Genomic DNA, 23492 nt, shown 5'->3' on the forward strand with positions numbered 1-23492 from the left:
GGCTTGCCAGGACAGCTGTGTGGTCAGTCATTTGGCAAATATTTCCAACAGTCGTGGCGCAATCTTGTCCAGCGGACGAATTTCCACGGCGGCGTCGATCGCCGCCGCAGCTTTGGGCATCCCATACACCGCACTGCTGCGCTGGTCCTGAGCGATGGTCAGGAAGCCCTGCTGGCGCATCAACTTGAGGCCCTGAGCACCATCCCGACCCATACCAGTCAGCAATACGCCAACCGCATCGCCATTCCAGTAACTGGCCACGCTCTCGAAAAACACGTCGATCGAGGGTCGATAGATCTCGTTGACCGGTTCAGCGGTATAAGCCAGCGTACCGTTCTTCAACAAGCGAATATGGTGGTTGGTGCCCGCCAGCAGCACGGTGCCGCTTTGCGGCTGCTCCCCCTGTTGCGCCAGGCGCACCGTCAAACCCGAGGCACTGCTTAACCATTCGGCCATGCCCGCGGCGAACACCTGGTCAACATGCTGAACCAGCACAATGGCCGCAGGAAAATCCCGAGGCAGGCCTTTGAGGAGAATTTCCAGCGCCGCCGGCCCGCCAGCGGAAGAACCGATGGCCACCAGGCTCTTCCGCTGCGCCATGCTGCGCGACGGGGTCGGTGCCGAACGTAGCTGGCTGTCGCTCTGGCCGATCAGCCAGCCGATATTGAGGATCTTGCGCAGCAACGGCGCTGCAGCTTCTTTCGCATTACCGGCACCGACGACCGGCGTGTCGACCACATCCAGCGCGCCAAAGCCCATGGCCTCGAACACTCGATGGACGTTCTGCTGGCGGTCGACGGTCACGATCACGATGGCGCACGGGCTCTCGGCCATGATCCGCCGGGTCGCCTCCACGCCATCCATCACCGGCATGATCAAATCCATCAGGATCAGATCCGGGGTCAACCCGGCGCACTGTTTCACCGCCTCGGCGCCATTGCTCGCGACCCAGACCACTTCGTGCGCCGGCTCGAATGCCAGGGCCCTGCGCAAGGCTTCCACTGCCATGGGCATATCGTTGACGATCGCGATCTTCATGCCCGAGCTCCTCCAATGAGTTCAACTACCGCATCCAGCAACGCATCATCATGGAAACTGGCTTTGGCTAGATAATAGTCGGCCCCGGCGTCCAGTCCACGACGGCGGTCTTCTTCGCGATCCTTATAGGAGACCACCATCACCGGCAGCGACTGCAACCGAGTATCACGACGCAACAGGGTGACCAACTCAATGCCATCCATGCGCGGCATATCGATGTCGGTGATCAGCAGATCGAAGTCTTCGCCGCGCAAAGCGTTCCAACCGTCCATGCCGTCTACCGCCACCGCCACGTCATAGCCGCGGTTGAGCAACAGTTTGCGTTGCAACTCACGCACGGTCAGCGAGTCGTCGACCACCAGAATGCGTTTGCGGGCGATTTCCGCCACCTGATGCGGGTGCCGGGCGATCCGCTCCAGTCGGCCGGTGTTGAGCAATTTGTCCACTGACCGCAGCATGTCTTCGACGTCGACAATCAGCACCACGGAGCCATCATCCAGCAGCGCCCCGGCGGAAATGTCCTGAATCTTGCCCAGGCGATCATCGAGGGGCAGCACCACCAGCGTGCGTTCGCCGATAAACCGCTCGACAGCCACGCCATACACCGCGTCGCGCTCACGGATCACTACCACCTTGAGGGTTTGCGCGCTGCTCTGGGCCGCCGGGCGCTGCAACAATTGGCTGGCCGCGACCAGGCCGACATGCCGGCCTTCGTGCCAGAAGTGCTGACGGCCTTCGACTTGCACGATCGCCTCCGGCGCCAGGTCGCACATGCGTTCGATGTGCGCCAAAGGGAAGGCATAGGCCTCGTTGGCAACTTCCACCACCAGGCTGCGCACCACCGACAGGGTCAGAGGCACTTCAAGATGGAACCGGCTGCCCTCGCCCGCCGTTTGCTCCAGCACTACGGCGCCGCGCAACTGCCGGACCATGTGCTGGACCGCATCCAGGCCGACGCCGCGACCGGAGACTTCGGTGACCTTGTCGCGCAGACTGAAACCCGGCAGAAACAGGAAGGTCAGCAGTTCTTCTTCGCTCAACTGGGCGGCGGTCTCGGCCGGTGATAAATTGCGCGCCACAACACTGTGGCGGACCCGTTCCAGATCGATGCCGTTGCCGTCGTCGCTCAGCTCCAGCACCAGCAGTCCGGCCTGATGGGACGCCCGCAGACGAATCAGACCTTCGGCAGGTTTACCGGCCAGCAGCCGTTGTTCGGGGGACTCGATGCCATGATCCACGGCATTGCGCAGCAAATGGGTCAGCGGCGCTTCGAGTTTTTCCAGCACATCGCGGTCGACCTGGGTCTTATCGCCCTCGATCTCCAACCGGACCTGTTTGCCCAGACTGCGCCCCAGATCACGGACCATCCGCACCTGCCCGGCCAGCACATCGGCGAACGGCCGCATGCGACAGGCCAGCGCCGTGTCATACAAGACTTGAGCGCGCTGACTGGCGTGCCAGCCGAATTCATCCAGCTCGGCGGTCTTCTCCGCCAGCAGTTGCTGGGACTCGGCGAGCAGGCGTCGGGCATCGGCCAACTCTTCCTGGGCTTCGAGGCTCAGGTCGTGATCTTTGAGGTGAAGGTTGAGGTTTTCCAGGGCGCGCAGACTGTTGCTCTGCATGCGCCTGAGGCGCTGCATAGTCACCAGCCAGGGCTTGAGACGCTGGGTTTCGACCAGGGACTTGCTCGACAGGTCGAGCAAACTGTTCAAGCGTTCGGCGGTCACCCGCAGCACCCGCTCGCCACCCTCGGTGACGCGCCGGCTGTTGCGCGGCGTTTCGCTGGGTGCGGCAAGCATCGGTCCTGGCTCCAGCAACAACTCCAGTTCGGCACGGGGTAGCTCGAGTTGCAGCTCGGCCATCGGCAGCGTGACCGGTTCAACGCCGGGCGCGGCTCCTCTGGCAAGCATCGCAGCCGGATCGAGCAACCGGTCCATCAGGGCGACATAGCCCTCGATATCGCTCGGCCCCACGTTAGCGCTGCCGGGCGTCGCGATACGCATCAAAAAGTCGGTGCCTTGCAGCAAGGCATCGATATGTTCGGGTTGCAGGTACAAGCGACCCTCCTGGGCGCTGACCAGGCAATCCTCCATCACATGCGCCACGCTGACCCCGGCGTCGACCCCGACGATCCGTGCGGCGCCCTTCAGCGAATGGGCCGCACGCATGCAGGCTTCCAGTTGATCGGCCTGGGTCGGATTGCGTTCCAGTGCCAGCAGGCCAGCGCTGAGCACCTGGGTCTGGGCTTCGGCTTCCAGGCTGAACAGCTCCAGCAGCGAGGCGTCGCGCATTTGATCGGGGGTCATGCGAGGCTCCGGGTCACGGCGGACAACAACTGTTCTTCATCCAGCCAACGCAAGCTGCGGCTTTTGAATTGCAACACACCCCGGGTGTATTTACCGCTGGCTTGCGAGCCGGAGCTGGAGGCGGCGTTCAAGGTGCGTTCATCGATAGCATGAATCCCGTCCACTTCATCCACCGGTACCACCACCGGGCCGCCAGGGGCGGCGATGATCAACATGCGCGGCATGACCCGCGCTCCATTAGCGACGACGGTGGTAGCGTCCAGCCCCAGCAATTCCACCAGCGACAGGCAGGCGACCAGGGCTCCGCGCACATTCGCCACGCCCAACAGCGCCCGTGAACGCTGGTGCGGCAAGGAGTGTATCGGCTGCAACGGCGCAACCTCGACCAGGCAGCGAGTTACCAGTGCCAGCCACTCTTCGCCCAGGCGAAACATCAACAGCGAGCGAGTGACGACATCGTTCTCGACGGCGATCGACTGCTGATGGTCTTCCTGTTGCAAGGCATAACGATCGAGCAGGCGGGTAGCGGCAGCGGCATACACCGCGCAATTGCGACAGTGAATATGGTCGGCCAACAACGGACAGGATTTGTCACCCTGGATACCGATGCGGTTCCAGCAGTCATCGATGGCCTGTGCATCCTCGTGGATCAGGTTCAACGAAACAGAACGGCTCATCGTTTACGCTCACTGTCAGCGGTGCGCTCGCTACGAGCGGCGCGTTCCTGCAATCGACGGGCACCCGCTGCGTCCCCCTGGGACGCCAGCAATACCGCCAGGTGCATCAAGGCTTCCGGGTGCTGCGGCTGCAGATACAGGGCCTTACGATAAAAACCCTGGGCCTCCAGCACACTGCCGGCGACATCACTGAGCAAACCCAGCCAGTAAAATACTTGAGCCACCGGTTCATGACTGCGCAAGTACTGCTCACAGGCGGCGCGAGCCTCGGCACTTTTGCCTTCGTTGGCCAACGCGGTGATGTTGGCGAGCAACGCCGCGGCATCAGTCGGCGCAGCATCTGCCTGGCCAGGCCTGGTCGCTGGCGCAACGCTGGCGAAAGGTCGGCTACGCGGGGGTGGCACCACACTGCGCATTGGCTGGCGCACCGGCAATGGCGTCGGAACAAAGGCCGGCGGTGGCTCGGGTTCAGGCTCGGTGTGCCGACTGAAGGCAAAGGATTGGGCAACACCGATCGAGCGCATGCCCAGGCGCCCCAGCAGACTGCCCTCGGCCGGGCCGATAAACAGCACGCCGTCGACATGGGTCAGGCGCTTGAGCACTTCAAACACCTGTTGCTGGGTCGGCTGATCAAAGTAAATCAGCAGGTTGCGGCAGAATACAAAGTCGTAGGCTGGCTCATTGGCCAGCAGGGCCGGATCCAGCAGATTGCCCACCTGCAGATGGACCTGTTCGCGCACCCGTTGACTGAGGTGATAACCGTCAGCCTCATCGCTGAAGTGACGTTCACGAAAATCGGTGTCCAGCCCGCGAAATGAGTTTTTGCCGTACATCGCGCGTTTGGCCCGCTCCACCGACAAAGGGCTGACATCCAGCCCTTCGACCTTGAACTGATGGGGCGCCAGACCGGCATCGAGCAGGGCCATGGCAATCGAATAGGGTTCTTCGCCGGTAGAACATGGCAGGCTGAGGATCCGCAAGGCCCGCATGTTGTTGATGTCGGCCAAACGTGCGACCGCCAGTCTGGCCAGGGTCGCGAAAGATTCCGGGTAACGGAAAAACCAGGTTTCCGGGACGATCACTGCTTCGATCAGCGCCAGCTGCTCATCTCGTGAACCTTGCAGTGTGTGCCAATACTCATCAGCACTCAGCACCTGTTGGGCATTGGTACGCTGGCGCACCGCACGCTCGATGATCGCCGGCCCAACGGACGCCACGTCCAGGCCGATGCGCTCCTTGAGGAAATCGAAAAAGCGCTGGTCGCTGCTCATGGGCGCTCCTCTAGCCGAGCGAGATCCAGAGGTGGCGACGGAAACAGCAGCGCACGGACCTCGGCGTCCAGCAAATCGGCGACCCGAATCCATTGCAGCAAGCCCTGCTGATCTTCGCGCACCGGCCCCAGATACGGCGCCTGGCGATTGTCCAGGCCATAGGGCTGAAAGTCCGCCGGGGCGCAGCGCAGGGTATCGGTGGCCTGTTCAAGAATCAGCCCGAGCAATTGCCCGGGCAGCGAAGCGTCCGGGCGATAGTGAACCAGCACCAGGCGAGTGCTGGTGCGCGCCTGAGCCGGCTGGCCGAAAGTCAGCGCGCTGAGATCGATCACCGGCACCACCGCGCCCCGATAGGCGAACACCCCGGCGACCCACAAGGGGGCTTTGGCGATCGGTTTGAGTGGCAGGCGTGGCAGCACTTCGGCCACCTCGATAGCCTGCAGGGCGTAGCGGTCGTTGCCGATGCGGAACAACAAAAACAACGAATGTCCAGGCGCCAATGCTACGCCGCGTTTCGCCGCGAGTTCGCTCATCAGACTTTGAATCGCGAGACGCCGCTACGCAGCCCCACCGCCACCTGGCTCAGCTCGTCGATGGCGAAGCTGGCCTGACGCAGCGACTCCACGGTCTGGCCGCTGGCATCACCCAACTGCACCAGCGCGTGGTTGATCTGTTCTGCGCCAGTAGCCTGGGCCTGCATGCCTTCATTGACCATCAGCACCCGCGGAGCCAATGCCTGGACCTGATGAATGATCTGCGACAGCTGCTCGCCGACCTGCTGCACTTCGGACATGCCGCGGCGCACTTCCTCGGAGAATTTGTCCATGCCCATGACCCCGGCCGATACCGCCGACTGGATTTCACGGACCATTTGCTCGATGTCGTAGGTGGCCACGGCGGTCTGATCCGCCAGGCGCCGTACTTCGGTGGCGACCACGGCAAAACCACGGCCGTACTCACCGGCCTTCTCGGCCTCGATGGCAGCATTGAGCGACAGCAGGTTGGTCTGATCGGCGACCTTGACGATGGTGACTACCACCTGATTGATGTTGCCGGCCTTCTCATTGAGGATCGCCAGCTTGGCATTGACCAGGTCGGCCGCGCCCATCACCGAGTGCATGGTGTCTTCCATGCGCGCCAGGCCTTGCTGACCGGAACCGGCCAACACCGAGGCCTGATCGGCGGCAGTGGAGACTTCGATCATGGTGCGTACCAGATCCCGGGAGGTGGCAGCGATTTCTCGCGAAGTGGCGCCGATTTCCGTAGTGGTCGCTGCCGTTTCAGTCGCGGTGGCCTGCTGTTGCTTGGAGGTGGCGGCGATTTCCGTGACCGAGGTGGTGACCTGCACGGATGAGCGCTGGGCCTGGGACACCAGCGACGTGAGCTCGGTCATCATGTCATTGAAGCCGGTTTCGACGGCGCCGAATTCGTCCTTGCGCTCCAGATTCAAACGCCCGCTCAAGTCGCCGCTGCGCATGACATCGAGGATTTCGACGATGCGGTTCATCGGCGCCATGATCGCGCGCATCAGCAGCAGACCGCACAGACCGGCAGCTAATATCGCAATCAGTAAAGAGACGCCCATGCTGATTTCGGCTTCAATCAGTGCGTCATCAATGGCACCCATGGACTTATCTGCCACACCCTTGTTCTGGGAAATGATCTCGGTGAGTTTCACGCGACCGGCTGACCAGATCGGGGTCAACTCTTCCTTGAAAACCCGCTCGGCGTCAGTATTTTGCTCACGATGGTGCAGATCAAGCACAGTGGCCAGTGTCTTGGTGTAAGCCTGATGCAGCATCTTGAATGCGTCGAACTCGGCTTGATCCTTGGGTCCATGGATGGTCTGCTGATAATTTGCCAGTTGCTGCTCGATTTGCTGCTCCAGGGATTTGAAGTCCGCCATGTGCTCTGAGTCATCCTCCCCTCCATGTTGCAGCCCGAACAGTTCCTCGACCTCCAGGTAATTATCGACCCAGACGCCACGAAGCATCGCGCTGAAGTACAAACCAGGCATGGCATCGGACCGTATGTTCTCCTCCGAGGACTCGATCTTGAGCAACCGGGAATACGAGACCACGACCATCAGCAACATGATGCCGATAATCACCGCAAAGCTCGCCAAAATGCGTTGGCGCAATGTCCAGTTCTTCACAGTCAGTCCTCGGGAGCCGTTCAAAATTCGGGGGAGTATAGCCGAGGCAGTGCCATGATTTATCAGCGGTTTGCGCACCACATCTCACTTGGAGTGGAGAAAGTCGGCATTCGCTCTGGATGGCTACTTTGGGGCTGACGTGGGGAACGCCGCCAGTGATGATTGGGTAGGAATTGACCGTGGATTGGTCGTTGCAGGGGCTGAAAATGGAGCGGACCCAAAAAGATCGCAGCCTGCGGCAGCTCCTACGGGCTGCGATCTTTCCGATTGACCCGCTTTCTCTGATTACAGCGAAGCCTGGCGAACCTGCTTCTCCAATTCGGCCTTCAAACCTGGTTCCAGCTTGAGCTGACGGGCCAGTTCATCCAGGTAGGACTTCTCCATGAAGCTCTCTTCATCCACCAGCATCACGCTGGCGATGTACATCTCGGCGGCCATTTCCGGGGTGCTGGCGGCGCGGGCAACGTCGGCCGGGTCCAGTGGCTTGTTGAGTTCGGCATGCAGCCAGTGCTGCAGTTCCTGATCGTTGTCCAGCTTGGTGAACTCACCCTCGATCAACTCCCGCTCGCGCTCATCGACATGCCCATCAGCCTTGGCGGCGGCAACCAGCGCCTTGAGGATCGCCTGGCTGTGCAATTCAACTTGCGCGGGTGGCAGGCGATCAAGGGTTTGCGGCTCGGCTTGTGGCGCCCCGGCCTGCTGTGCCTGCCAATTGCCGTAAGCCTTGTAGGCCAGGACCCCCAGCGCGGCGAGACCGCCATAGGTCAGTGCCTTGCCGCCAAAGTTGCGGGCTTTTTTATTGCCCAGCAACAAGCCCATCGCCCCCGCTGCCAGCGCGCCGCCGCCAGCCCCGGAAAGCAGGCTGCCCAGACCGCCCGAGCCGCCACCCAGCAAGCTGCCCAGTGCGCCCTTGTCCGAACCCGAGGTTTTGTTCTGAGTACCGCCGGCCTTGTTCTGCAACAGGTCCTGACCGGATTTGAGTAACTGATCGAGCAATCCGCGTGTATTCATTTGCCACCTCCAAAACCGGGGTTAACCGGATCGTTTAGGCCACCAGCCTAGTGCGAAGTGCCACACACCTGTCGGCGAGTGTGCTTCCAGATGTTACCCACTTCTTGAAGCTTGTTGCTGCTCCCAAGCCATCGATTAAAAAGATATACACTCAAGTAAATCTATAAAAACCGTCCACCGGGTATTGCCCCCATGATGACTCTGCGTCAGATCCGCCACTTCATCGCCGTGGCCGAAACCGGCTCGATCTCGGCCGCCGCCCAGGCGGTGTACATTTCCCAATCGACACTAACCCTGGCGATCCAGCAGCTTGAGCTGGAGATTGGTGTCAGCCTGTTCAATCGCCACGCCAAGGGCATGACCCTGACCCACCAGGGCCACCAGTTCCTGCGCCAGGCGCACTTGATCCTGGCCACGGTCGACAATGCCAAACGCAGCCTGCAACAAAGCACCGATCAGGTCGCCGGACAGTTGATCGTCGGCGTCACCAGCCTGGTGGCTGGTTATTACCTCGCGGACTTGCTGACGCGCTTTCAGCGCGCTTACCCCAACGTGGAAATCCGCGTGATGGAAGATGAGCGCCCCTACATCGAGCACTTGCTGGTCAGCGGTGAAATCGATGTCGGGGTGCTGATTCTGTCCAACCTGGAAGACCGCCACGCCTTGCAGACCGAAGTCCTCACCCATTCACCCCATCGCCTGTGGCTGCCGGCCCAGCATCCGTTACTGGACCACGACAGCATCAACCTCGCCGACGTCGCCCGCGAACCGCTTATTCAGCTCAACGTCGACGAAATGGACCGTAACGCCCAGCGCATGTGGTCCGGCGCGGGCTTGCAGCCGCGCATCACCTTGCGCACTGCCTCGACCGAAGCGGTGCGAAGCCTGGTAGCGGCGGGTCTCGGCGTGTCGATCCAGCCGGACATGACGTATCGCCCCTGGTCGCTGGAAGGCGACATCATCGAAGCCCGCCCGTTGGCCGACCTCAACCAGACCCTCGACGTCGGCCTGGCCTGGCGTCGCGGCACCGCACGGCCGGCCCTGGTGGACCCCTTTTTGACCGTGGCTCGCGAGCAACCCCATACCGGGCGCAAGCCATCTATTTAATCGAATGCAGCCTTCAGTATTTAGTATTTGTCGCCCTCAATCCCGACCACTAGGCTTTATGCATCTAATAAGAGGTCGGGCTCCAGTCGCAAGGGAGCACCATGGCCACACAAGAAAAGAGATCCCGAAAAATGCCCGCCACGCAGACCCCGTTGTTCACCGCTTTGTTGATCGATGGTGAATTGGTCGCGGGTCAAGGTTTTGTCGAGCCGATCCTCAACCCGGCCACTGGTGAAGTGCTGACGCACATCGCCGAAGCCAGCACCGAGCAGGTCGAAAGCGCTGTCCTGGCCGCGCACCGCGCGTTTGCCGGCTGGTCGCGGACCACGCCACAGCAGCGTTCGAACCTACTGCTGGCCATTGCCAACGCCGTGGAAAAACAAGCCGACCATCTCGCCCGCCTGGAATCGTTGAACTGCGGCAAGCCGCTGCACCTGGCGCGCCAGGATGATTTGACCGCCACCGTCGACGTATTCCGCTTCTTCGCTGGCGCCGTGCGTTGCCAGACTGGCCAGCTCAGTGGCGAGTACCTGCCGGGCTACACCAGCATGGTCCGCCGCGATCCGATTGGCGTGGTTGCCTCAATCGCCCCGTGGAACTACCCGATCATGATGGCCGCCTGGAAAATCGCTCCCGCCCTGGCCGCGGGCAATACCCTGGTGTTCAAGCCGTCGGAACACACGCCCCTGTCGATCCTGGCCCTGGCTCCGGCGCTGGCCGAGCTGCTGCCACGCGGGGTAATCAACATTATCTGCGGTGGCGGTGAAGGTGTCGGCAGCCATTTGGTCAGCCACCCGAAAGTGCGCATGGTCTCGCTGACCGGCGACATCGTCACCGGGCAGAAAATCCTCCAGGCCGCGGCAAAAACCCTGAAACGCACCCATCTCGAACTCGGCGGCAAAGCGCCGGTAATTGTCTGTAACGACGCCGACCTTCAAGCCGTGGTCGACGGCGTGCGCAGCTACGGTTACTACAACGCCGGGCAGGACTGCACCGCGGCGTGCCGGATTTATGCACAGGCAGGGATTCATGATCGCCTGGTCGCCGAACTCGGCGCCGCCGTCAGCAGCCTGCGCTTTGCCGGCAAGCGCGACGCCGACAACGAGATTGGCCCGCTGATCAGTACCCGCCAGCGTGACCGCGTGGCCAGCTTCGTCGAGCGCGCCCTCGGCCAACCACATATCGAACGCGTCACCGGTGCCGCGGTGCATTCCGGAGCAGGCTTCTACTACCAGCCAACCCTGCTCGCCGGTTGCAAACAGAGCGACGAAATCGTCCAGCGCGAAGTGTTCGGCCCAGTGGTCACCGTGACCCGCTTCGAGGACCTGGAACAAGCGGTGGACTGGGCCAACGACTCCGAATACGGCCTGGCGTCGTCGGTCTGGACCCAGAACCTGGACAAGGCCATGCAGGTCGCGGCGCGCTTGCAGTATGGCTGCACCTGGATCAACAGCCATTTCATGCTGGTCAGCGAAATGCCTCACGGCGGTTTAAAACGCTCGGGGTATGGCAAGGACCTGTCCAGCGATTCGCTGCAGGACTACAGCGTGGTGCGGCACATCATGGCCCGCCACGGTCAGCATTTGTAGAAACGCACTACGCTAATAACAAGCCAGAACAGGCCAGCTTCACCACGTTCACAACTGCCCCGACCATAATTAAAGAAGAGGGAAACCCCATGTTCGTGCACAAGACCGCACTGCTCAGTGCAATTACCACGGCATTGCTGGCCAGTGCCTGCATCCAGGCCGCCGAACCGCTGAAAGCCGTTGGCGCCGGCGAAGGCCAGCTGGATATCGTCGCCTGGCCGGGCTACATCGAACGTGGCGAAACTGACAAGAACTATGACTGGGTGACCGGTTTCGAGAAAGACACCGGCTGCAAGGTCAATGTCAAAACCGCCGGCACCTCCGATGAGATGGTCAGTTTGATGGCCAAGGGCGGTTACGACCTGGTCACTGCTTCCGGCGACGCCTCCTTGCGTTTGATTGCCGGCAAACGTGTGCAACCGATCAACACCGCGTTGATTGCGAACTGGAAGAACCTCGATCCTCGTCTCAAGGATGGACCTTGGTACGTGGTCAATAAACAGATCTATGGCACTCCCTATCAATGGGGGCCGAATGTACTGATGTACAACACCAACGTGTTCAAGCAGGCGCCTACCAGTTGGGGCGTGCTTTTCGACGCGCAGAACCTGCCGGACGGCAAGCCCAACAAGGGCCGCGTGCAGGCCTATGACGGCCCGATCTACATCGCCGATGCGGCGCTGTACCTCAAGTCGGCCAAACCGGAACTGGGCATCCAGAATCCTTATGAACTGACTGAAACCCAGTACAAGGCCGTACTCGAACTGTTGCGTGCCCAGCAACCGTTGATCCACCGCTACTGGCACGACACCACTGTGCAAATGAGTGACTTCAAAAACGAAGGCGTGGTGGCCTCCGGCGCCTGGCCGTATCAGGTCAACGGCTTGATGAACGAGAAACAGCCGATCGCTTCGACCATCCCCAAGGAAGGCGCCACCGGTTGGGCCGACACCACCATGCTGCACACCGAGGCCAAGCACCCGAACTGCGCCTACAAGTGGATGGACTGGTCGCTGCAACCCAAGGTCCAGGGCGACGTTGCGGCCTGGTTCGGTTCGCTGCCAGCGGTTCCGGCCGCCTGCAAAGAAAGCCAATTGCTCGGCGCTGAAGGCTGCAAGACCAACGGTTTCGACCAGTTCGACAAGATCGCTTTCTGGAAAACCCCGCAGGCCGAGGGCGGAAAGTTCGTGCCGTACAGCCGCTGGACCCAGGATTACATCGCGATCATGGGTGGTAGGTAAGCCCTCTTAAGGTCAAAAGAAGGATCAAAAGAAGGGTCAAAAGATCGCAGCCTTCGGCAGCTCCTACGCGCCTGTGGGCGCTGCGATCTTTTTGACGCCACACCCTATTATTCAATTGTTCAAAAGCGCGCCTTTTTGGAGCACCGCACCATGACGCTTGCAGTCCAGTTCACTAACGTTTCCCGGCAGTTCGGCGAGGTGAAAGCCGTTGACCGGGTTTCCATCGATATCCAGGACGGCGAGTTCTTTTCCATGCTCGGGCCTTCCGGCTCGGGCAAAACCACCTGCCTGCGCCTGATCGCCGGTTTCGAACAACCGAGCGCCGGCTCGATCCGCATTCACGGCAAAGAAGCCGCCGGCTTGCCACCCTATCAACGCGACGTGAACACCGTGTTCCAGGATTACGCACTGTTCCCGCACATGAATGTACTGGACAACGTCGCCTATGGCTTGAAGGTCAAGGGTGTCGGCAAGACCGAACGCCGCAATCGCGCCGAAGAAGCCCTGGGCATGGTCGCCCTCGGTGGTTACGGCGAGCGCAAACCGGCACAACTCTCCGGCGGTCAGCGTCAGCGTGTAGCCCTGGCTCGCGCGCTGGTCAATCGTCCGCGGGTGTTGTTGCTCGACGAACCGCTGGGTGCTCTCGACCTGAAACTGCGTGAGCAAATGCAAGGCGAACTGAAGAAGCTGCAACGCCAGCTTGGCATCACCTTTATCTTCGTCACCCACGACCAGACTGAAGCACTGTCGATGTCCGATCGTGTGGCGGTATTCAACAAGGGGCGCATCGAACAAGTCGACTCCCCGTGCAACCTGTACATGAAACCGGCCACCACTTTCGTCGCCGAATTCGTCGGCACCTCCAACGTGATTCGCGGCGACCTGGCCAGACAGTTGAGCGGCAGCGACCAGCCGTTCTCGATTCGCCCGGAACACGTGCGTTTCGCCGAGGGCCCGCTGGCCAGCCACGAAATCGAAATCAGCGGCCTGCTGCACGACATTCAGTACCAGGGCAGCGCCACCCGCTACGAGCTGAAACTGGAAAACGGCCAGACCCTGAACATCAGCCAGGCCAACAATCAATGGCTGGACAGCAGCATCCAGCATCAGCCCGGGCAACGGATCAGTGCACGCTGGGCCCGCGAAGCGATGATTCGCTTGACCGACACCGTTGTGAGCGAGGTCTGACATGAGCCTGGCCATGACCCACACCGCGCCCGGCCACTCGCCGTTGCGACGGTTTTCCAATCTGCTGTACCGCCGGCCCAATCTGTATCTGTCGATGCTGCTGGTGCCGCCGCTGCTCTGGTTCGGCGCAATCTATCTCGGCTCGCTGCTGATCTTGCTCTGGCAGGGTTTCTACACCTTCGACGACTTCACCATGGCGGTCACTCCCGACCTGACCCTGGCGAACTTCGCGGCGCTGTTCCAGCCGTCGAACTTCGACATCATCCTGCGCACCCTGGGCATGGCGGTCGCAGTGTCGATCGCCAGTGCCATAGTCGCCTTCCCCATTGCCTACTACATGGCGCGCTACACCACGGGCAAGACCAAGGCGTTTTTCTACATCGCGGTAATGATGCCAATGTGGGCCAGCTACATCGTCAAGGCCTATGCCTGGACCTTGCTGCTGGCCAAGGGCGGCGTCGCGCAATGGTTCGTTCAGCACCTTGGGCTGGAACCGGTGTTGCAGTTCGTGCTCGGCATTCCGGGTGTCGGCGGCAGCACCTTGTCCACCTCCCATCTGGGGCGTTTCATGGTGTTCGTCTACATCTGGCTGCCCTTCATGATCCTGCCGATCCAGGCCGCCCTGGAACGCCTGCCGCCGTCGCTGCTGCAAGCCTCCGCCGACCTCGGGGCCAAGCCGCGCCAGACCTTCATGCAAGTCACGCTGCCGCTGTCGATCCCGGGCATTGCTGCCGGGTCGATCTTTACCTTCTCGCTGACCCTCGGCGATTTCATCGTGCCGCAACTGGTCGGCCCGCCGGGCTACTTCGTCGGTAGCATGGTGTACGCCCAGCAAGGCGCGATCGGCAACATGCCGATGGCCGCGGCCTTCACCCTGGTGCCGATTGTGCTGATCGCCATTTACCTGTCCATCGTCAAACGTCTGGGGGCCTTCGATGCGCTCTGATGCAAAAAAACATAAGCCAGAGGAGCCTGGGGAACAAGCGTCCCTGGGCTTGCGCATGGCCGCCTGGGGCGGGTTGGTGTTCTTGCATTTCCCGATCCTGATCATCTTCATGTACGCCTTCAACACCGAAGACGCCGCCTTCAGCTTTCCACCCCAGGGCTTCACTCTGAAGTGGCTGAGCGTGGCCTTCTCCCGGCCAGACGTGCTCGAAGCGATCAAGCTGTCGCTGCAGATCGCCGCCATTGCGACGCTGATCGCCATGATCCTGGGCACCCTGGCGTCGGCCGCGTTGTACCGGCGGGATTTCTTCGGCAAACAAGGTATCTCGCTGATGCTGATCCTGCCGATCGCCCTGCCGGGGATCATCACCGGGATCGCCCTGCTCGCGACCTTCAAGACCCTGGGCATTGAGCCAGGCATGTTCACCATCATCGTCGGCCACGCGACTTTCTGCGTGGTGATCGTCTACAACAACGTCATCGCCCGCTTGCGTCGGACCTCCCACAGCCTGATCGAGGCCTCGATGGACCTTGGCGCCGATGGCTGGCAGACCTTCCGCTACATCATCCTGCCGAACCTCGGCTCGGCATTGTTGGCCGGCGGCATGCTGGCGTTTGCCCTGTCATTCGACGAAATCATCGTCACCACCTTCACCGCCGGCCATGAACGCACCCTGCCGCTGTGGCTGCTCAACCAACTCGGCCGACCGCGGGATGTACCAGTGACCAACGTCGTCGCGATGTTGGTGATGCTGGTGACCATGTTCCCGATCCTCGGCGCCTACTACCTGACTCGCGGAGGTGAAAGCGTGGCCGGGAGTGGCGGTAAGTAACTAACCCCCCCGTAGGAGCTGCCGCAGGCTGCGATCTTTAGCGTCATTGAAGCCGCCAAAGATCAAAAGAAAGATCAAAAGATCGCAGCCTTCGGCAGCTCCTGCGAACCGCATTGAAGAGGAAATCGACATGCAAACCAAACTGCTGATCAACGGCCAATTGGTCGACGGTGAAGGCGCCAGCCAGCCTGTGTTCAACCCGGCGCTGGGCCGCGTGCTGGTGGAAATCAACGAAGCCAGCGAATCCCAGGTCGACTCCGCCGTCCGAGCCGCCGATGCTGCCTTCGAGGGCTGGTCGCAGACCCCGCCCAGAGAGCGCTCGCTGCTGCTGCTCAAACTCGCCGATACGATCCAGGCCCACGGCGAAGAACTGGCCAAGCTGGAGTCGGATAACTGCGGCAAGCCCTACAGCGCCGCGCTGAATGACGAAATCCCGGCGATTGCCGATGTGTTCCGTTTCTTCGCCGGCGCCAGCCGCTGCATGAGCGGCACCGCCGGAGGCGAATACCTGGCCGGCCACACCTCGATGATCCGTCGAGATCCAGTCGGTGTGGTGGCCTCCATCGCACCGTGGAACTACCCGCTGATGATGGTCGCCTGGAAAATTGCCCCGGCACTGGCTGCCGGTAATACCGTGGTGCTCAAGCCGTCGGAGCAAACTCCACTGACCGCGTTGCGCCTGGCTGAACTGGCGTCGGAGATCTTCCCGGCCGGCGTGCTCAACCTCGTGTTCGGCCGTGGCCCCAGTGTCGGCAGCCCGCTGGTGACCCACCCGAAAGTGCGCATGGTGTCCTTGACCGGCTCGATCGCCACCGGCGCGAACATCATTTCCAGCACTGCTAACAGCGTCAAACGCATGCACATGGAACTGGGCGGCAAAGCCCCGGTGATCATCTTCGACGACGCCGACATCGATGCCGCGGTGGACGGCATTCGTACCTTCGGTTTCTACAACGCCGGCCAGGATTGCACCGCCGCCTGCCGTATCTATGCTCAGGAAGGTATCTACGACAAGTTCGTCGAGAAGCTCGGTGCGGCGGTCAGCAGCATCAAATACGGCTTGCAGGATGATCCCGCCACCGAGCTCGGCCCATTGATCACCGCTCAGCATCGCGACCGCGTCGCCGGGTTTGTCGATCGAGCCGTGGCGCAACCGCACATTCGCCTGATCACCGGCGGCAAGGTGGTGGAAGGCGACGGGTTCTTCTTCGAACCCACGGTGCTGGCCGACGCGCAACAGGACGATGAGATCGTCCGCCGCGAAGTGTTCGGCCCGGTGGTCTCGGTGACCAGATTCACCGACGAAGCACAGGCTCTGACCTGGGCCAACGATTCGGTCTACGGCTTGGCGTCATCAGTCTGGACCACCGACGTCGGCCGTGCCCACCGATTTGCCGCGCGGTTGCAGTACGGCTGCACCTGGGTCAATACGCACTTCATGCTGGTCAGCGAAATGCCCCACGGCGGGCAGAAGCTGTCCGGGTATGGCAAGGACATGTCCACGTACGGGCTGGAGGACTACACCACTGTGCGGCATGTAATGTTCAAGCACTAAAAGCTTCGCGGGCAAGTCGGATCGCCGTACCGCAGCTCCCACAGGTTCATCGCGATCCCTGTGGGAGCGAGCTTGCTCGCGATAGCGTCACCGCGATTCAGGTCAATACCGGCACTCAAGCAGTAGGCAAGCATTTGGCAACGGTGCCGGATGTGCGTGAACTCATCCTGAGTCAGTATCCGTTTGTCGCGCCCTATCGTCTGATGCACGGTCAGATACAGATATTGCGGATTTTGCATCAAAGAATGGAGCGCATGGAATACTGGTAAATCTTCTCCAATGGGAAAGCAATTGAGCAGGTTCTCATTCCCAGCGGTGTACGAGGGGGCATGAACCATGCCTCCCCCTCACCCAGTAAAGCGCCTCTAAAACCGCGAAACACTCCTCATCGCATCCACCAGATACCGCATGGCGATGCGATCGCTCTCCGACAATGCGCGGTATTGTTCCACCAGCTTCACCTCCTCCGAACTGAGTCGACGCGACTTTCGCGAGCTGCTCAAACCACAAACAAGAGCAAAAAAACCGGCAATACCCTGTACTTTCGACATGGACGATGTCCTCTGCACATCAAAGAAAAACAGCTCATCGCCCTAACGTTTTTTTCAGCAGTGGCTTGACACAAACCTGCTGCTGAAATCCACCGGCCTGAGGGCTAAAACCAGTCATGAGTAGAAGAATAGAAAACATCTGCAAGGTGAACAGGGGTTTTTAGAGTAATTAGTCAAAAAATGCAGGAATGCCCTTTAAAACAGAAAGTACTGTGGGAAAACTTTACCGACATTTCTTGTTTCACTGCCGCGCCATCTCTGCGCCATCATTCATTTTGCTCCGCAACCGAACGGTTTAAGCTATTTGGCATCTGTTAAGTGTCAGTTGCGTTTGGCCGAAGGCATGTCCGAACCTCAATTTCTGATCCAGCACGTGCCAGGAACGGCGCGGGATCGCCCAAGACAGGTTGTACTTATGCATCGCAGGAATCTGCTCAAAGCCTCCATGGCCATTGCCGCCTATACCGGTCTCTCGGCCAGCGGGCTGCTCGCCGCCCACGCCTGGGCTGGCACCGATACCGCCGATGGCGAGGCACAGACATTCGACTTCGAGACCTTGAAGGCTCAAGCCAAGCAACTGGCAGGCAGTCGCTACCTGGACACTAAGCAGGTATTGCCGCCGACACTCGCCACCATGGCCCCGCAACAATTCAACGCGATCCGGTACGACGGAAACCATTCGCTGTGGAAAGAACTGAACGGTCAATTGGACGTGCGGTTTTTCCATGTCGGCATGGGCTTCAAGCAACCGGTGCGCATGTTCAGCGTCGATCCCAAGACCCGCCAGGCGCGGGAAGTGCACTTCCGGCCATCGTTATTCAACTACGAGAAGACCACGGTCGATACTACTCAGCTCAAGGGTGACCTGGGTTTCGCCGGGTTCCAGCTGTTCAAGGCCCCGGAACTGGACAAGCACGATGTCGTGTCCTTTCTTGGCGCCAGCTATTTCCGCGCGGTGGATGCCAGTGGTCAGTACGGCTTGTCCGCTCGGGGTCTGGCAATCGACACCTATGCCAAGCGCAAGGAAGAGTTTCCCGATTTCACCAGGTTCTGGTTCGAGACACCGGACAAGGACAGCACGCGCTTCGTGGTCTACGCCCTGCTCGACTCGCCCAGCGCCACCGGGGCTTATCGTTTCGACATCGACTGCCAGGCCAATCAGGTGGTGATGGCCATCGATGCGCATATCAACGCACGCACCGCCATCGAGCAACTGGGCATCGCGCCGATGACCAGCATGTTCAGCTGCGGCACCCATGAGCGGCGCATGTGCGACACCATTCACCCGCAAATCCACGACTCGGACCGCCTGGCCATGTGGCGCGGCAATGGTGAGTGGATCTGTCGGCCGCTGAACAATCCGGCGACCTTGCAATTCAACGCCTTCGCCGACAAGGACCCGAAAGGTTTCGGTCTGTTGCAGACCGATCACGAGTTCGCCAGTTATCAGGACACTGTCGATTGGTATAGCCGCCGCCCAAGCCTGTGGGTCGAACCGACGACCGCCTGGGGCGAAGGTTCGATTGATCTGCTGGAGATTCCTACCACCGGTGAAACCCTCGATAACATCGTGGCCTTCTGGACGCCCAAACGGCCGGTCGCGGCAGGCGAATCGCTGAACTACGGCTACAAACTCTACTGGAGTGCGTTGCCACCGGTCGGCACGCCACTGGCGCGGGTCAACGCGACGCGCTCGGGCATGGGTGGTTTTATCGAAGGCTGGGCACCGGGCGAGCATTACCCAGAGGTGTGGGCTCGGCGTTTTGCCGTGGACTTTACCGGCGGTGGCCTGGATCGACTGCCCGAGGGCACCGGCATCGAACCGGTTGTCACTGCTTCGAACGGTCAGGTGAAGGACTTCAACGTGCTGCTGCTTGAAGACATCAAGGGTTATCGCGTGACCTTCGACTGGTACCCCACCAACGATAGCGTGGCGCCGGTGGAGTTGCGGTTGTTCATCCGTACAAATGACCGGACGTTGAGCGAGACCTGGCTGTATCAGTACTTCCCGCCAGCGCCGGACAAGCGTAAATACCCTTGATTTGATACATCGCCTAAATCGAGGGGGCATCGAAAAGATCGCAGCCTGCGGCAGCTCCTACGGGATCTGCACATGGCTGCGATAGTGCGGATGTACCCTGTCGGTGCAGGAGCTGCCGCAGGCTGCGATCTTTTGATCTTGCTTCAGGCGTACCTAGTCGCGCAAATCCGACTCATGGATCGGTTGATCACGGTGAGTCGCCCGCTGGTACTGCGACGGCCAAATGGCCTTGTGCCCGCCCAAGTCGTCATCGGCATGCAGCGGCCAGTAGGGATCACGCAGCAGTTCGCGAGCCAGCAGGATAATGTCGGCCTGACAGGTGCGCAGGATGTGTTCCGCCTGCGCCGGCTCGGTAATCAACCCGACGGTACCGGTGGAGATGCCCGCCTCCTTGCGCACACGCTCGGCAAAGCGCGTTTGGTAACCCGGTCCCGTAGGGATCTCCGCATTCGCCGCGGTGCCGCCCGAGGACACATCGATCAGGTCTACCCCCAGGGCGTGCAGGCGTCGCGCCAGCTCGACGGTTTCATCCGGGTTCCAGCCGTCCTCGACCCAATCGGTCGCCGACACCCGGACGAACAGCGGCAACTCTTCAGGCCATACCGCCCGCACCGCTTCCGTCACTTGCAGTACAAGACGAATGCGATTCTCGAAAGAGCCACCATATTGATCGCGTCGCTGATTGCTCAACGGCGACAGAAACTGGTGCAGCAGGTAACCGTGGGCGGCATGCACTTCGACCACTTTAAAACCGGCAACCAACGCGCGATTGGCGGCATCGACAAAGGCTTGAATGACCTCGGCGATCTGCCCTTCATCCAGCTGTTTCGGCGCAGTATGTTCGGGGTCGTAGGCAATCGGCGATGGGCCAACCGGAATCCAGCCACCGTCGGCCGGTTTGACGCTACCGTGTTTGCCCAGCCACGGACGATGGGTGCTGGCCTTGCGCCCGGCGTGTGCCAGCTGGATACCGGCGACGGCGCCCTGGGCGGTGATAAAGCGAGTGATGCGTTGCAGCGGCTCGATCTGTTCATCGTTCCACAGGCCTAAATCCTGAGCGGTGATTCGCCCTTCGGCGGTGACTGCCGTGGCCTCGGTAAACACCAGACCGGCACCGCCCACGGCGCGGCTGCCGAGGTGAACAAGATGCCAGTCATTGGCCAGCCCATCGGCGCTGGAGTACTGGCACATCGGCGACACCGCGATGCGGTTGAGCAGCGTCAATTGACGAATGGTGTAGGGTTCAAGCAGCAGACTCATGGGGCACCTCTCAATCAGTGGTCAGGCTCCAGGGTTCTGTTTGAATAGTCGACGAGTGACTGGAAGGATGTAGCACCCGCCCCCGCGGGCAAAAAAAGACAAGACGTCACAAGGCCAATCAAGCAGTGCTTAGAGCCTAGTCGACAACGCGGGATGAGGGGGGCTAAAGAACCCGGTTTTGGAGTCTGACGAAATGTGATTGCAGATTCAGGGCCGCTGCGCGACCCAGCGGGAGCAAGCTCCCTCGCCACAACAGCTACCGCGGTTCGATATGGGCAATCATCAACTGCACCGTTTCCTGGCCGCGGAACTCGTTGAGATCGAGTTTATAAGCAAGCTCGACCCAGCGAATGGTCGGATTGGGCCAGATTTCGCGATCGATGCCGAATGCGATGCCGTCGAGTTTCAATGAACCGCATTCACTTTTGAGCACCACTTTCAGGTGCCGCTCACCGACGATGCGCTGCTCGACCAGCTGAAACACGCCATGGAACAGCGGCTCCGGAAAGTGTTGTCCCCAGGGACCGGCGTGGCGCAACGCGCGGGCCAGTTCCAGATGGAACTCTTCGACCGCCAGCGTACCGTCCGAGAGCAGCCGCCCGGTCAGGTCCTCCTCACGCAGTTGGCGACGGACCTCAACGTCAAACGCCTCGGCAAACGCCGGGAAGTTCTGCTCCGGCAGCGACAGCCCGGCCGCCATGGCGTGGCCGCCAAACTTGCTGATCAATTCAGGATGTTTCGCCGCCACCGCATCCAGTGCGTCACGGATATGGAACCCCGGCACTGAACGCGCCGAGCCTTTGAGCATCCCTTCGCCAGCATCGGCAAAGGCGATAGTCGGGCGGTGGTAGCGCTCTTTCATACGCGAAGCGAGGATCCCGATGACACCCTGGTGCCAATCGGCTTCGAACAGGCACAGCCCGAACGGCATCGATTCCAGTGGCAAGTCCTTGAGCTGGGCCAGCGCTTCGCGCTGCATGCCTTGTTCGATGGATTTGCGATCCTGGTTCAGTTCGTCGAGCTGGGTAGCCATTTCCCGCGCACCAGCAATGTCTTCGCTGAGCAAGCATTCGATGCCCAGGCTCATGTCATCCAGGCGCCCTGCTGCGTTCAGACGCGGGCCGATAATAAAACCCAGGTCGGTGGAAGTGATTCGCGAGTGATCGCGCTTCGCGACTTCCAGAATCGCTTTGAGACCTGGCCGTGCACGCCCGGCGCGAATCCGCTCAAGTCCCTGATGCACCAGGATGCGATTGTTGGCATCCAGCGGCACCACGTCGGCCACACTGCCCAGCGCCACCAGATCCAGCAGCTCGCCGATGTTGGGCTGCGGCGTGTTGTCGTACCGGCCCAGGCTACGCAACCGCGCGCGCAACGCCATCAGCACGTAAAAGATCACCCCGACCCCCGCCAGAGCCTTACTCGGGAACTCGCAACCCGGCTGATTCGGGTTGACGATGGCGTCCGCCACCGGCAATTCGTGACCTGGCAAGTGGTGGTCGGTGACCAGTACGGTCAGCCCCGCCGCTTTCGCTGCAGCCACGCCTTCGACACTGGAGATGCCGTTGTCCACGGTGATCAGCAGCTGTGGTGTGCGCTGCAACGCCACCGCGACAATTTCCGGGGTCAGGCCGTAACCGTATTCGAAGCGATTGGGCACCAGGTAGTCGACGTGAGCAGCGCCCAGCAGGCGCAATCCGAGCAGGCCGACGGTGCTGGCGGTCGCGCCATCGGCGTCGAAGTCACCGACGATCAGGATGCGTTGACGTTGCTCCAGTGCCAGCACCAGCAGATCCACCGCCGCATCGATGCCCTTGAGTTGCTGATACGGGATCAAGCGCGCCAGGCTCTTGTCCAGTTCAGCCTCCGATTGCACGCCACGGGCCGCATAGAGGCGGGTCAGCAGCGGCGGCAGGTCACCGAGAAACGGCAGGACAGCGGGCAACAGGCGGGGTTCGATACGCATGGGACGAGGGATTCTGCTCTTCAGGAAAAGGGATCAAACACAGGTGATGCAGACGGCTGGCGAGAATCAGCCGCGCTCGCCGGTCAGCCACTGCAGCTGGACTTCGTGCTGGCCGCGATCGTCGGTGACGAAAATCGTGCCTTCGCTGATCATCACATCCCACTTGATTACGCGCGGCATGTCTTTGGCCAGCACTTCCAGAATCTCTTGCGGCACAGCGGCGATGTTGACGTTTTTCAGGTTTTTCACCGCCGGGATCACTTTGGTTTCCCAGACCCGCAAGCTGCCATAGGCCAGCAAACTGGTGCGTTCGGTGCGACGCGAGCACCAGGTCAGGCGATCGGCGTCAGGCTGGCCGACTTCAATCCAGTGCAAGACACGGTCATCCAGGCTTTTTTCCCACAGGGCGGGTTCGTCTACTTCTGACAGACCACGCCCAAAGGACAGCTGCTCGTTGTACCAAAAGGCATAGGCCAGCAGGCGTACGGTCATCCGTTCTTCGGTTTCCGAAGGATGGCGGGCGATGGTCTGTTTGACGTTTTCGTATACCCCACGATCGAGGTCAGTAAGGTTCAGTTCAAACTTGTAGGTCGTGGACGGCTGGGCCATGAAAGGGCTTCTTGATACGAGGAAAGGCGGCAAGTCTAACCGATGCACAGGCCAATCAACGAATCCCGAGACTCATCAACCTTTAGCGAGATAGCCGGGCTATGTTAAAACGCTCTCTTCGTTCATCCGTTTGTCCTACAGGATTTCCC

Annotated in this window: 20 protein-coding genes; 8 read left to right on the plus strand and 12 right to left on the minus strand. The window is 60.7% G+C overall.

Annotation, left to right across the window (positions count from 1 at the left end; translation table 11 throughout):
- Positions 1–27: 27 nt before the first annotated feature.
- The 7 genes from AC3IUA_RS25290 to AC3IUA_RS25320 all read right to left on the minus strand — a co-directional run bounded on the left by AC3IUA_RS25290 (position 28) and on the right by AC3IUA_RS25320 (position 8458).
- A complete protein-coding gene (locus AC3IUA_RS25290) occupies positions 28–1038 on the minus strand; it encodes a chemotaxis response regulator protein-glutamate methylesterase (RefSeq protein ID WP_489357572.1) in 1011 nt (336 codons plus the stop codon).
- The gene (locus AC3IUA_RS25295) at positions 1035–3344 is read right to left on the minus strand and encodes a hybrid sensor histidine kinase/response regulator (RefSeq protein WP_489357573.1); all 2310 of its coding nucleotides are present in this window, start codon (positions 3342–3344) and stop codon (positions 1035–1037) included. Before AC3IUA_RS25295 ends, AC3IUA_RS25290 begins: the two co-directional genes overlap by 4 nt.
- On the minus strand, positions 3341–4021 hold the full coding sequence (locus tag AC3IUA_RS25300; protein ID WP_489357574.1) for a chemotaxis protein CheW: 681 nt from the start codon (positions 4019–4021) through the stop codon (positions 3341–3343). The genes AC3IUA_RS25295 and AC3IUA_RS25300 overlap by 4 nt, the downstream gene beginning before the upstream one ends.
- Positions 4018–5292 carry a CheR family methyltransferase gene (locus AC3IUA_RS25305; protein ID WP_489357575.1) on the minus strand — a complete coding sequence of 425 codons (1275 nt, stop codon included), beginning with the start codon at positions 5290–5292 and terminating at the stop codon, positions 4018–4020. The genes AC3IUA_RS25300 and AC3IUA_RS25305 overlap by 4 nt, the downstream gene beginning before the upstream one ends.
- Entirely contained in the window at positions 5289–5825 is a 537-nt protein-coding gene (locus AC3IUA_RS25310; protein WP_489357576.1) for a chemotaxis protein CheW, read from the minus strand. Before AC3IUA_RS25310 ends, AC3IUA_RS25305 begins: the two co-directional genes overlap by 4 nt.
- Entirely contained in the window at positions 5825–7447 is a 1623-nt protein-coding gene (locus AC3IUA_RS25315; RefSeq protein ID WP_489357577.1) for a methyl-accepting chemotaxis protein, read from the minus strand. The genes AC3IUA_RS25310 and AC3IUA_RS25315 overlap by 1 nt, the downstream gene beginning before the upstream one ends.
- 285 nt (positions 7448–7732) lie before the next feature.
- Positions 7733–8458: a tellurite resistance TerB family protein gene (locus AC3IUA_RS25320; protein WP_489357578.1), complete on the minus strand. Its 726-nt coding sequence runs from the start codon at positions 8456–8458 to the stop codon at positions 7733–7735.
- 192 nt (positions 8459–8650) lie between these two features.
- Between AC3IUA_RS25320 and AC3IUA_RS25325 the strand changes: the two genes are divergently transcribed.
- The 7 genes from AC3IUA_RS25325 to AC3IUA_RS25355 all read left to right on the plus strand — a co-directional run bounded on the left by AC3IUA_RS25325 (position 8651) and on the right by AC3IUA_RS25355 (position 16916).
- Positions 8651–9565 carry a LysR family transcriptional regulator gene (locus AC3IUA_RS25325; protein ID WP_489357579.1) on the plus strand — a complete coding sequence of 305 codons (915 nt, stop codon included), beginning with the start codon at positions 8651–8653 and terminating at the stop codon, positions 9563–9565.
- Between the two features lie 101 nt (positions 9566–9666).
- On the plus strand, positions 9667–11154 hold the full coding sequence (locus AC3IUA_RS25330; protein WP_489357580.1) for a gamma-aminobutyraldehyde dehydrogenase: 1488 nt from the start codon (positions 9667–9669) through the stop codon (positions 11152–11154).
- 89 nt (positions 11155–11243) lie between these two features.
- Entirely contained in the window at positions 11244–12395 is a 1152-nt protein-coding gene (ydcS, locus tag AC3IUA_RS25335; RefSeq protein ID WP_489357581.1) for a putative ABC transporter substrate-binding protein YdcS, read from the plus strand.
- Positions 12396–12545: 150 nt separating this feature from the next.
- A complete protein-coding gene (locus AC3IUA_RS25340; RefSeq protein WP_489357582.1) occupies positions 12546–13583 on the plus strand; it encodes an ABC transporter ATP-binding protein in 1038 nt (345 codons plus the stop codon).
- 1 nt (position 13584) lies between these two features.
- Complete coding sequence (locus AC3IUA_RS25345) at positions 13585–14529, plus strand: ABC transporter permease (RefSeq protein ID WP_489357583.1); 945 nt, start codon at positions 13585–13587, stop codon at positions 14527–14529.
- Entirely contained in the window at positions 14519–15361 is an 843-nt protein-coding gene (locus AC3IUA_RS25350) for an ABC transporter permease (RefSeq protein ID WP_489357584.1), read from the plus strand. Before AC3IUA_RS25345 ends, AC3IUA_RS25350 begins: the two co-directional genes overlap by 11 nt.
- 130 nt (positions 15362–15491) lie before the next feature.
- Entirely contained in the window at positions 15492–16916 is a 1425-nt protein-coding gene (locus AC3IUA_RS25355) for a gamma-aminobutyraldehyde dehydrogenase (RefSeq protein ID WP_489357585.1), read from the plus strand.
- Here AC3IUA_RS25355 and AC3IUA_RS25360 read toward each other — a convergent pair.
- Together AC3IUA_RS25360 and AC3IUA_RS25365 are read right to left on the minus strand one after the other, a co-directional pair.
- Positions 16913–17254, minus strand: a complete 342-nt coding sequence (locus tag AC3IUA_RS25360; protein ID WP_489357586.1) for a hypothetical protein — start codon at positions 17252–17254, stop codon at positions 16913–16915. The genes AC3IUA_RS25355 and AC3IUA_RS25360 overlap by 4 nt on opposite strands.
- 27 nt (positions 17255–17281) lie before the next feature.
- Positions 17282–17467, minus strand: coding sequence for a hypothetical protein (locus AC3IUA_RS25365; RefSeq protein ID WP_489357587.1), 186 nt, complete (start codon positions 17465–17467; stop codon positions 17282–17284).
- 415 nt (positions 17468–17882) lie between these two features.
- Between AC3IUA_RS25365 and AC3IUA_RS25370 the strand changes: the two genes are divergently transcribed.
- Positions 17883–19508: a glucan biosynthesis protein D gene (locus AC3IUA_RS25370; protein ID WP_489357588.1), complete on the plus strand. Its 1626-nt coding sequence runs from the start codon at positions 17883–17885 to the stop codon at positions 19506–19508.
- A gap of 153 nt (positions 19509–19661) precedes the next feature.
- Here AC3IUA_RS25370 and AC3IUA_RS25375 read toward each other — a convergent pair whose 3' ends face one another.
- The 3 genes from AC3IUA_RS25375 to AC3IUA_RS25385 form a co-directional block, all read right to left on the minus strand.
- Positions 19662–20768, minus strand: a complete 1107-nt coding sequence (locus AC3IUA_RS25375; RefSeq protein WP_489357589.1) for an NADH:flavin oxidoreductase/NADH oxidase — start codon at positions 20766–20768, stop codon at positions 19662–19664.
- Between the two features lie 256 nt (positions 20769–21024).
- A complete protein-coding gene (gene recJ, locus AC3IUA_RS25380; RefSeq protein WP_489357590.1) occupies positions 21025–22734 on the minus strand; it encodes a single-stranded-DNA-specific exonuclease RecJ in 1710 nt (569 codons plus the stop codon).
- A gap of 66 nt (positions 22735–22800) precedes the next feature.
- Positions 22801–23343, minus strand: coding sequence for a YaeQ family protein (locus tag AC3IUA_RS25385; RefSeq protein ID WP_489357591.1), 543 nt, complete (start codon positions 23341–23343; stop codon positions 22801–22803).
- Positions 23344–23492 lie beyond the last annotated feature (149 nt).

It is taken from the genome of Pseudomonas sp. KH_050 (assembly GCF_057838875.1).

Coding starts and splice junctions, on each gene's coding strand:
- AC3IUA_RS25290 (WP_489357572.1), bottom strand. CDS start 1,038: ATGAAGATCGCGATCGTCAACGATATGCCCATGGCAGTGGAAGCCTTG.
- AC3IUA_RS25295 (WP_489357573.1), bottom strand. CDS start 3,344: ATGACCCCCGATCAAATGCGCGACGCCTCGCTGCTGGAGCTGTTCAGC.
- AC3IUA_RS25300 (WP_489357574.1), bottom strand. CDS start 4,021: ATGAGCCGTTCTGTTTCGTTGAACCTGATCCACGAGGATGCACAGGCC.
- AC3IUA_RS25305 (WP_489357575.1), bottom strand. CDS start 5,292: ATGAGCAGCGACCAGCGCTTTTTCGATTTCCTCAAGGAGCGCATCGGC.
- AC3IUA_RS25310 (WP_489357576.1), bottom strand. CDS start 5,825: ATGAGCGAACTCGCGGCGAAACGCGGCGTAGCATTGGCGCCTGGACAT.
- AC3IUA_RS25320 (WP_489357578.1), bottom strand. CDS start 8,458: ATGAATACACGCGGATTGCTCGATCAGTTACTCAAATCCGGTCAGGAC.
- AC3IUA_RS25325 (WP_489357579.1), top strand. CDS start 8,651: ATGATGACTCTGCGTCAGATCCGCCACTTCATCGCCGTGGCCGAAACC.
- AC3IUA_RS25330 (WP_489357580.1), top strand. CDS start 9,667: ATGGCCACACAAGAAAAGAGATCCCGAAAAATGCCCGCCACGCAGACC.
- ydcS (WP_489357581.1), top strand. CDS start 11,244: ATGTTCGTGCACAAGACCGCACTGCTCAGTGCAATTACCACGGCATTG.
- AC3IUA_RS25340 (WP_489357582.1), top strand. CDS start 12,546: ATGACGCTTGCAGTCCAGTTCACTAACGTTTCCCGGCAGTTCGGCGAG.
- AC3IUA_RS25345 (WP_489357583.1), top strand. CDS start 13,585: ATGAGCCTGGCCATGACCCACACCGCGCCCGGCCACTCGCCGTTGCGA.
- AC3IUA_RS25350 (WP_489357584.1), top strand. CDS start 14,519: ATGCGCTCTGATGCAAAAAAACATAAGCCAGAGGAGCCTGGGGAACAA.
- AC3IUA_RS25355 (WP_489357585.1), top strand. CDS start 15,492: ATGCAAACCAAACTGCTGATCAACGGCCAATTGGTCGACGGTGAAGGC.
- AC3IUA_RS25360 (WP_489357586.1), bottom strand. CDS start 17,254: ATGGTTCATGCCCCCTCGTACACCGCTGGGAATGAGAACCTGCTCAAT.
- AC3IUA_RS25365 (WP_489357587.1), bottom strand. CDS start 17,467: ATGTCGAAAGTACAGGGTATTGCCGGTTTTTTTGCTCTTGTTTGTGGT.
- AC3IUA_RS25370 (WP_489357588.1), top strand. CDS start 17,883: ATGCATCGCAGGAATCTGCTCAAAGCCTCCATGGCCATTGCCGCCTAT.
- AC3IUA_RS25375 (WP_489357589.1), bottom strand. CDS start 20,768: ATGAGTCTGCTGCTTGAACCCTACACCATTCGTCAATTGACGCTGCTC.
- recJ (WP_489357590.1), bottom strand. CDS start 22,734: ATGCGTATCGAACCCCGCCTGTTGCCCGCTGTCCTGCCGTTTCTCGGT.
- AC3IUA_RS25385 (WP_489357591.1), bottom strand. CDS start 23,343: ATGGCCCAGCCGTCCACGACCTACAAGTTTGAACTGAACCTTACTGAC.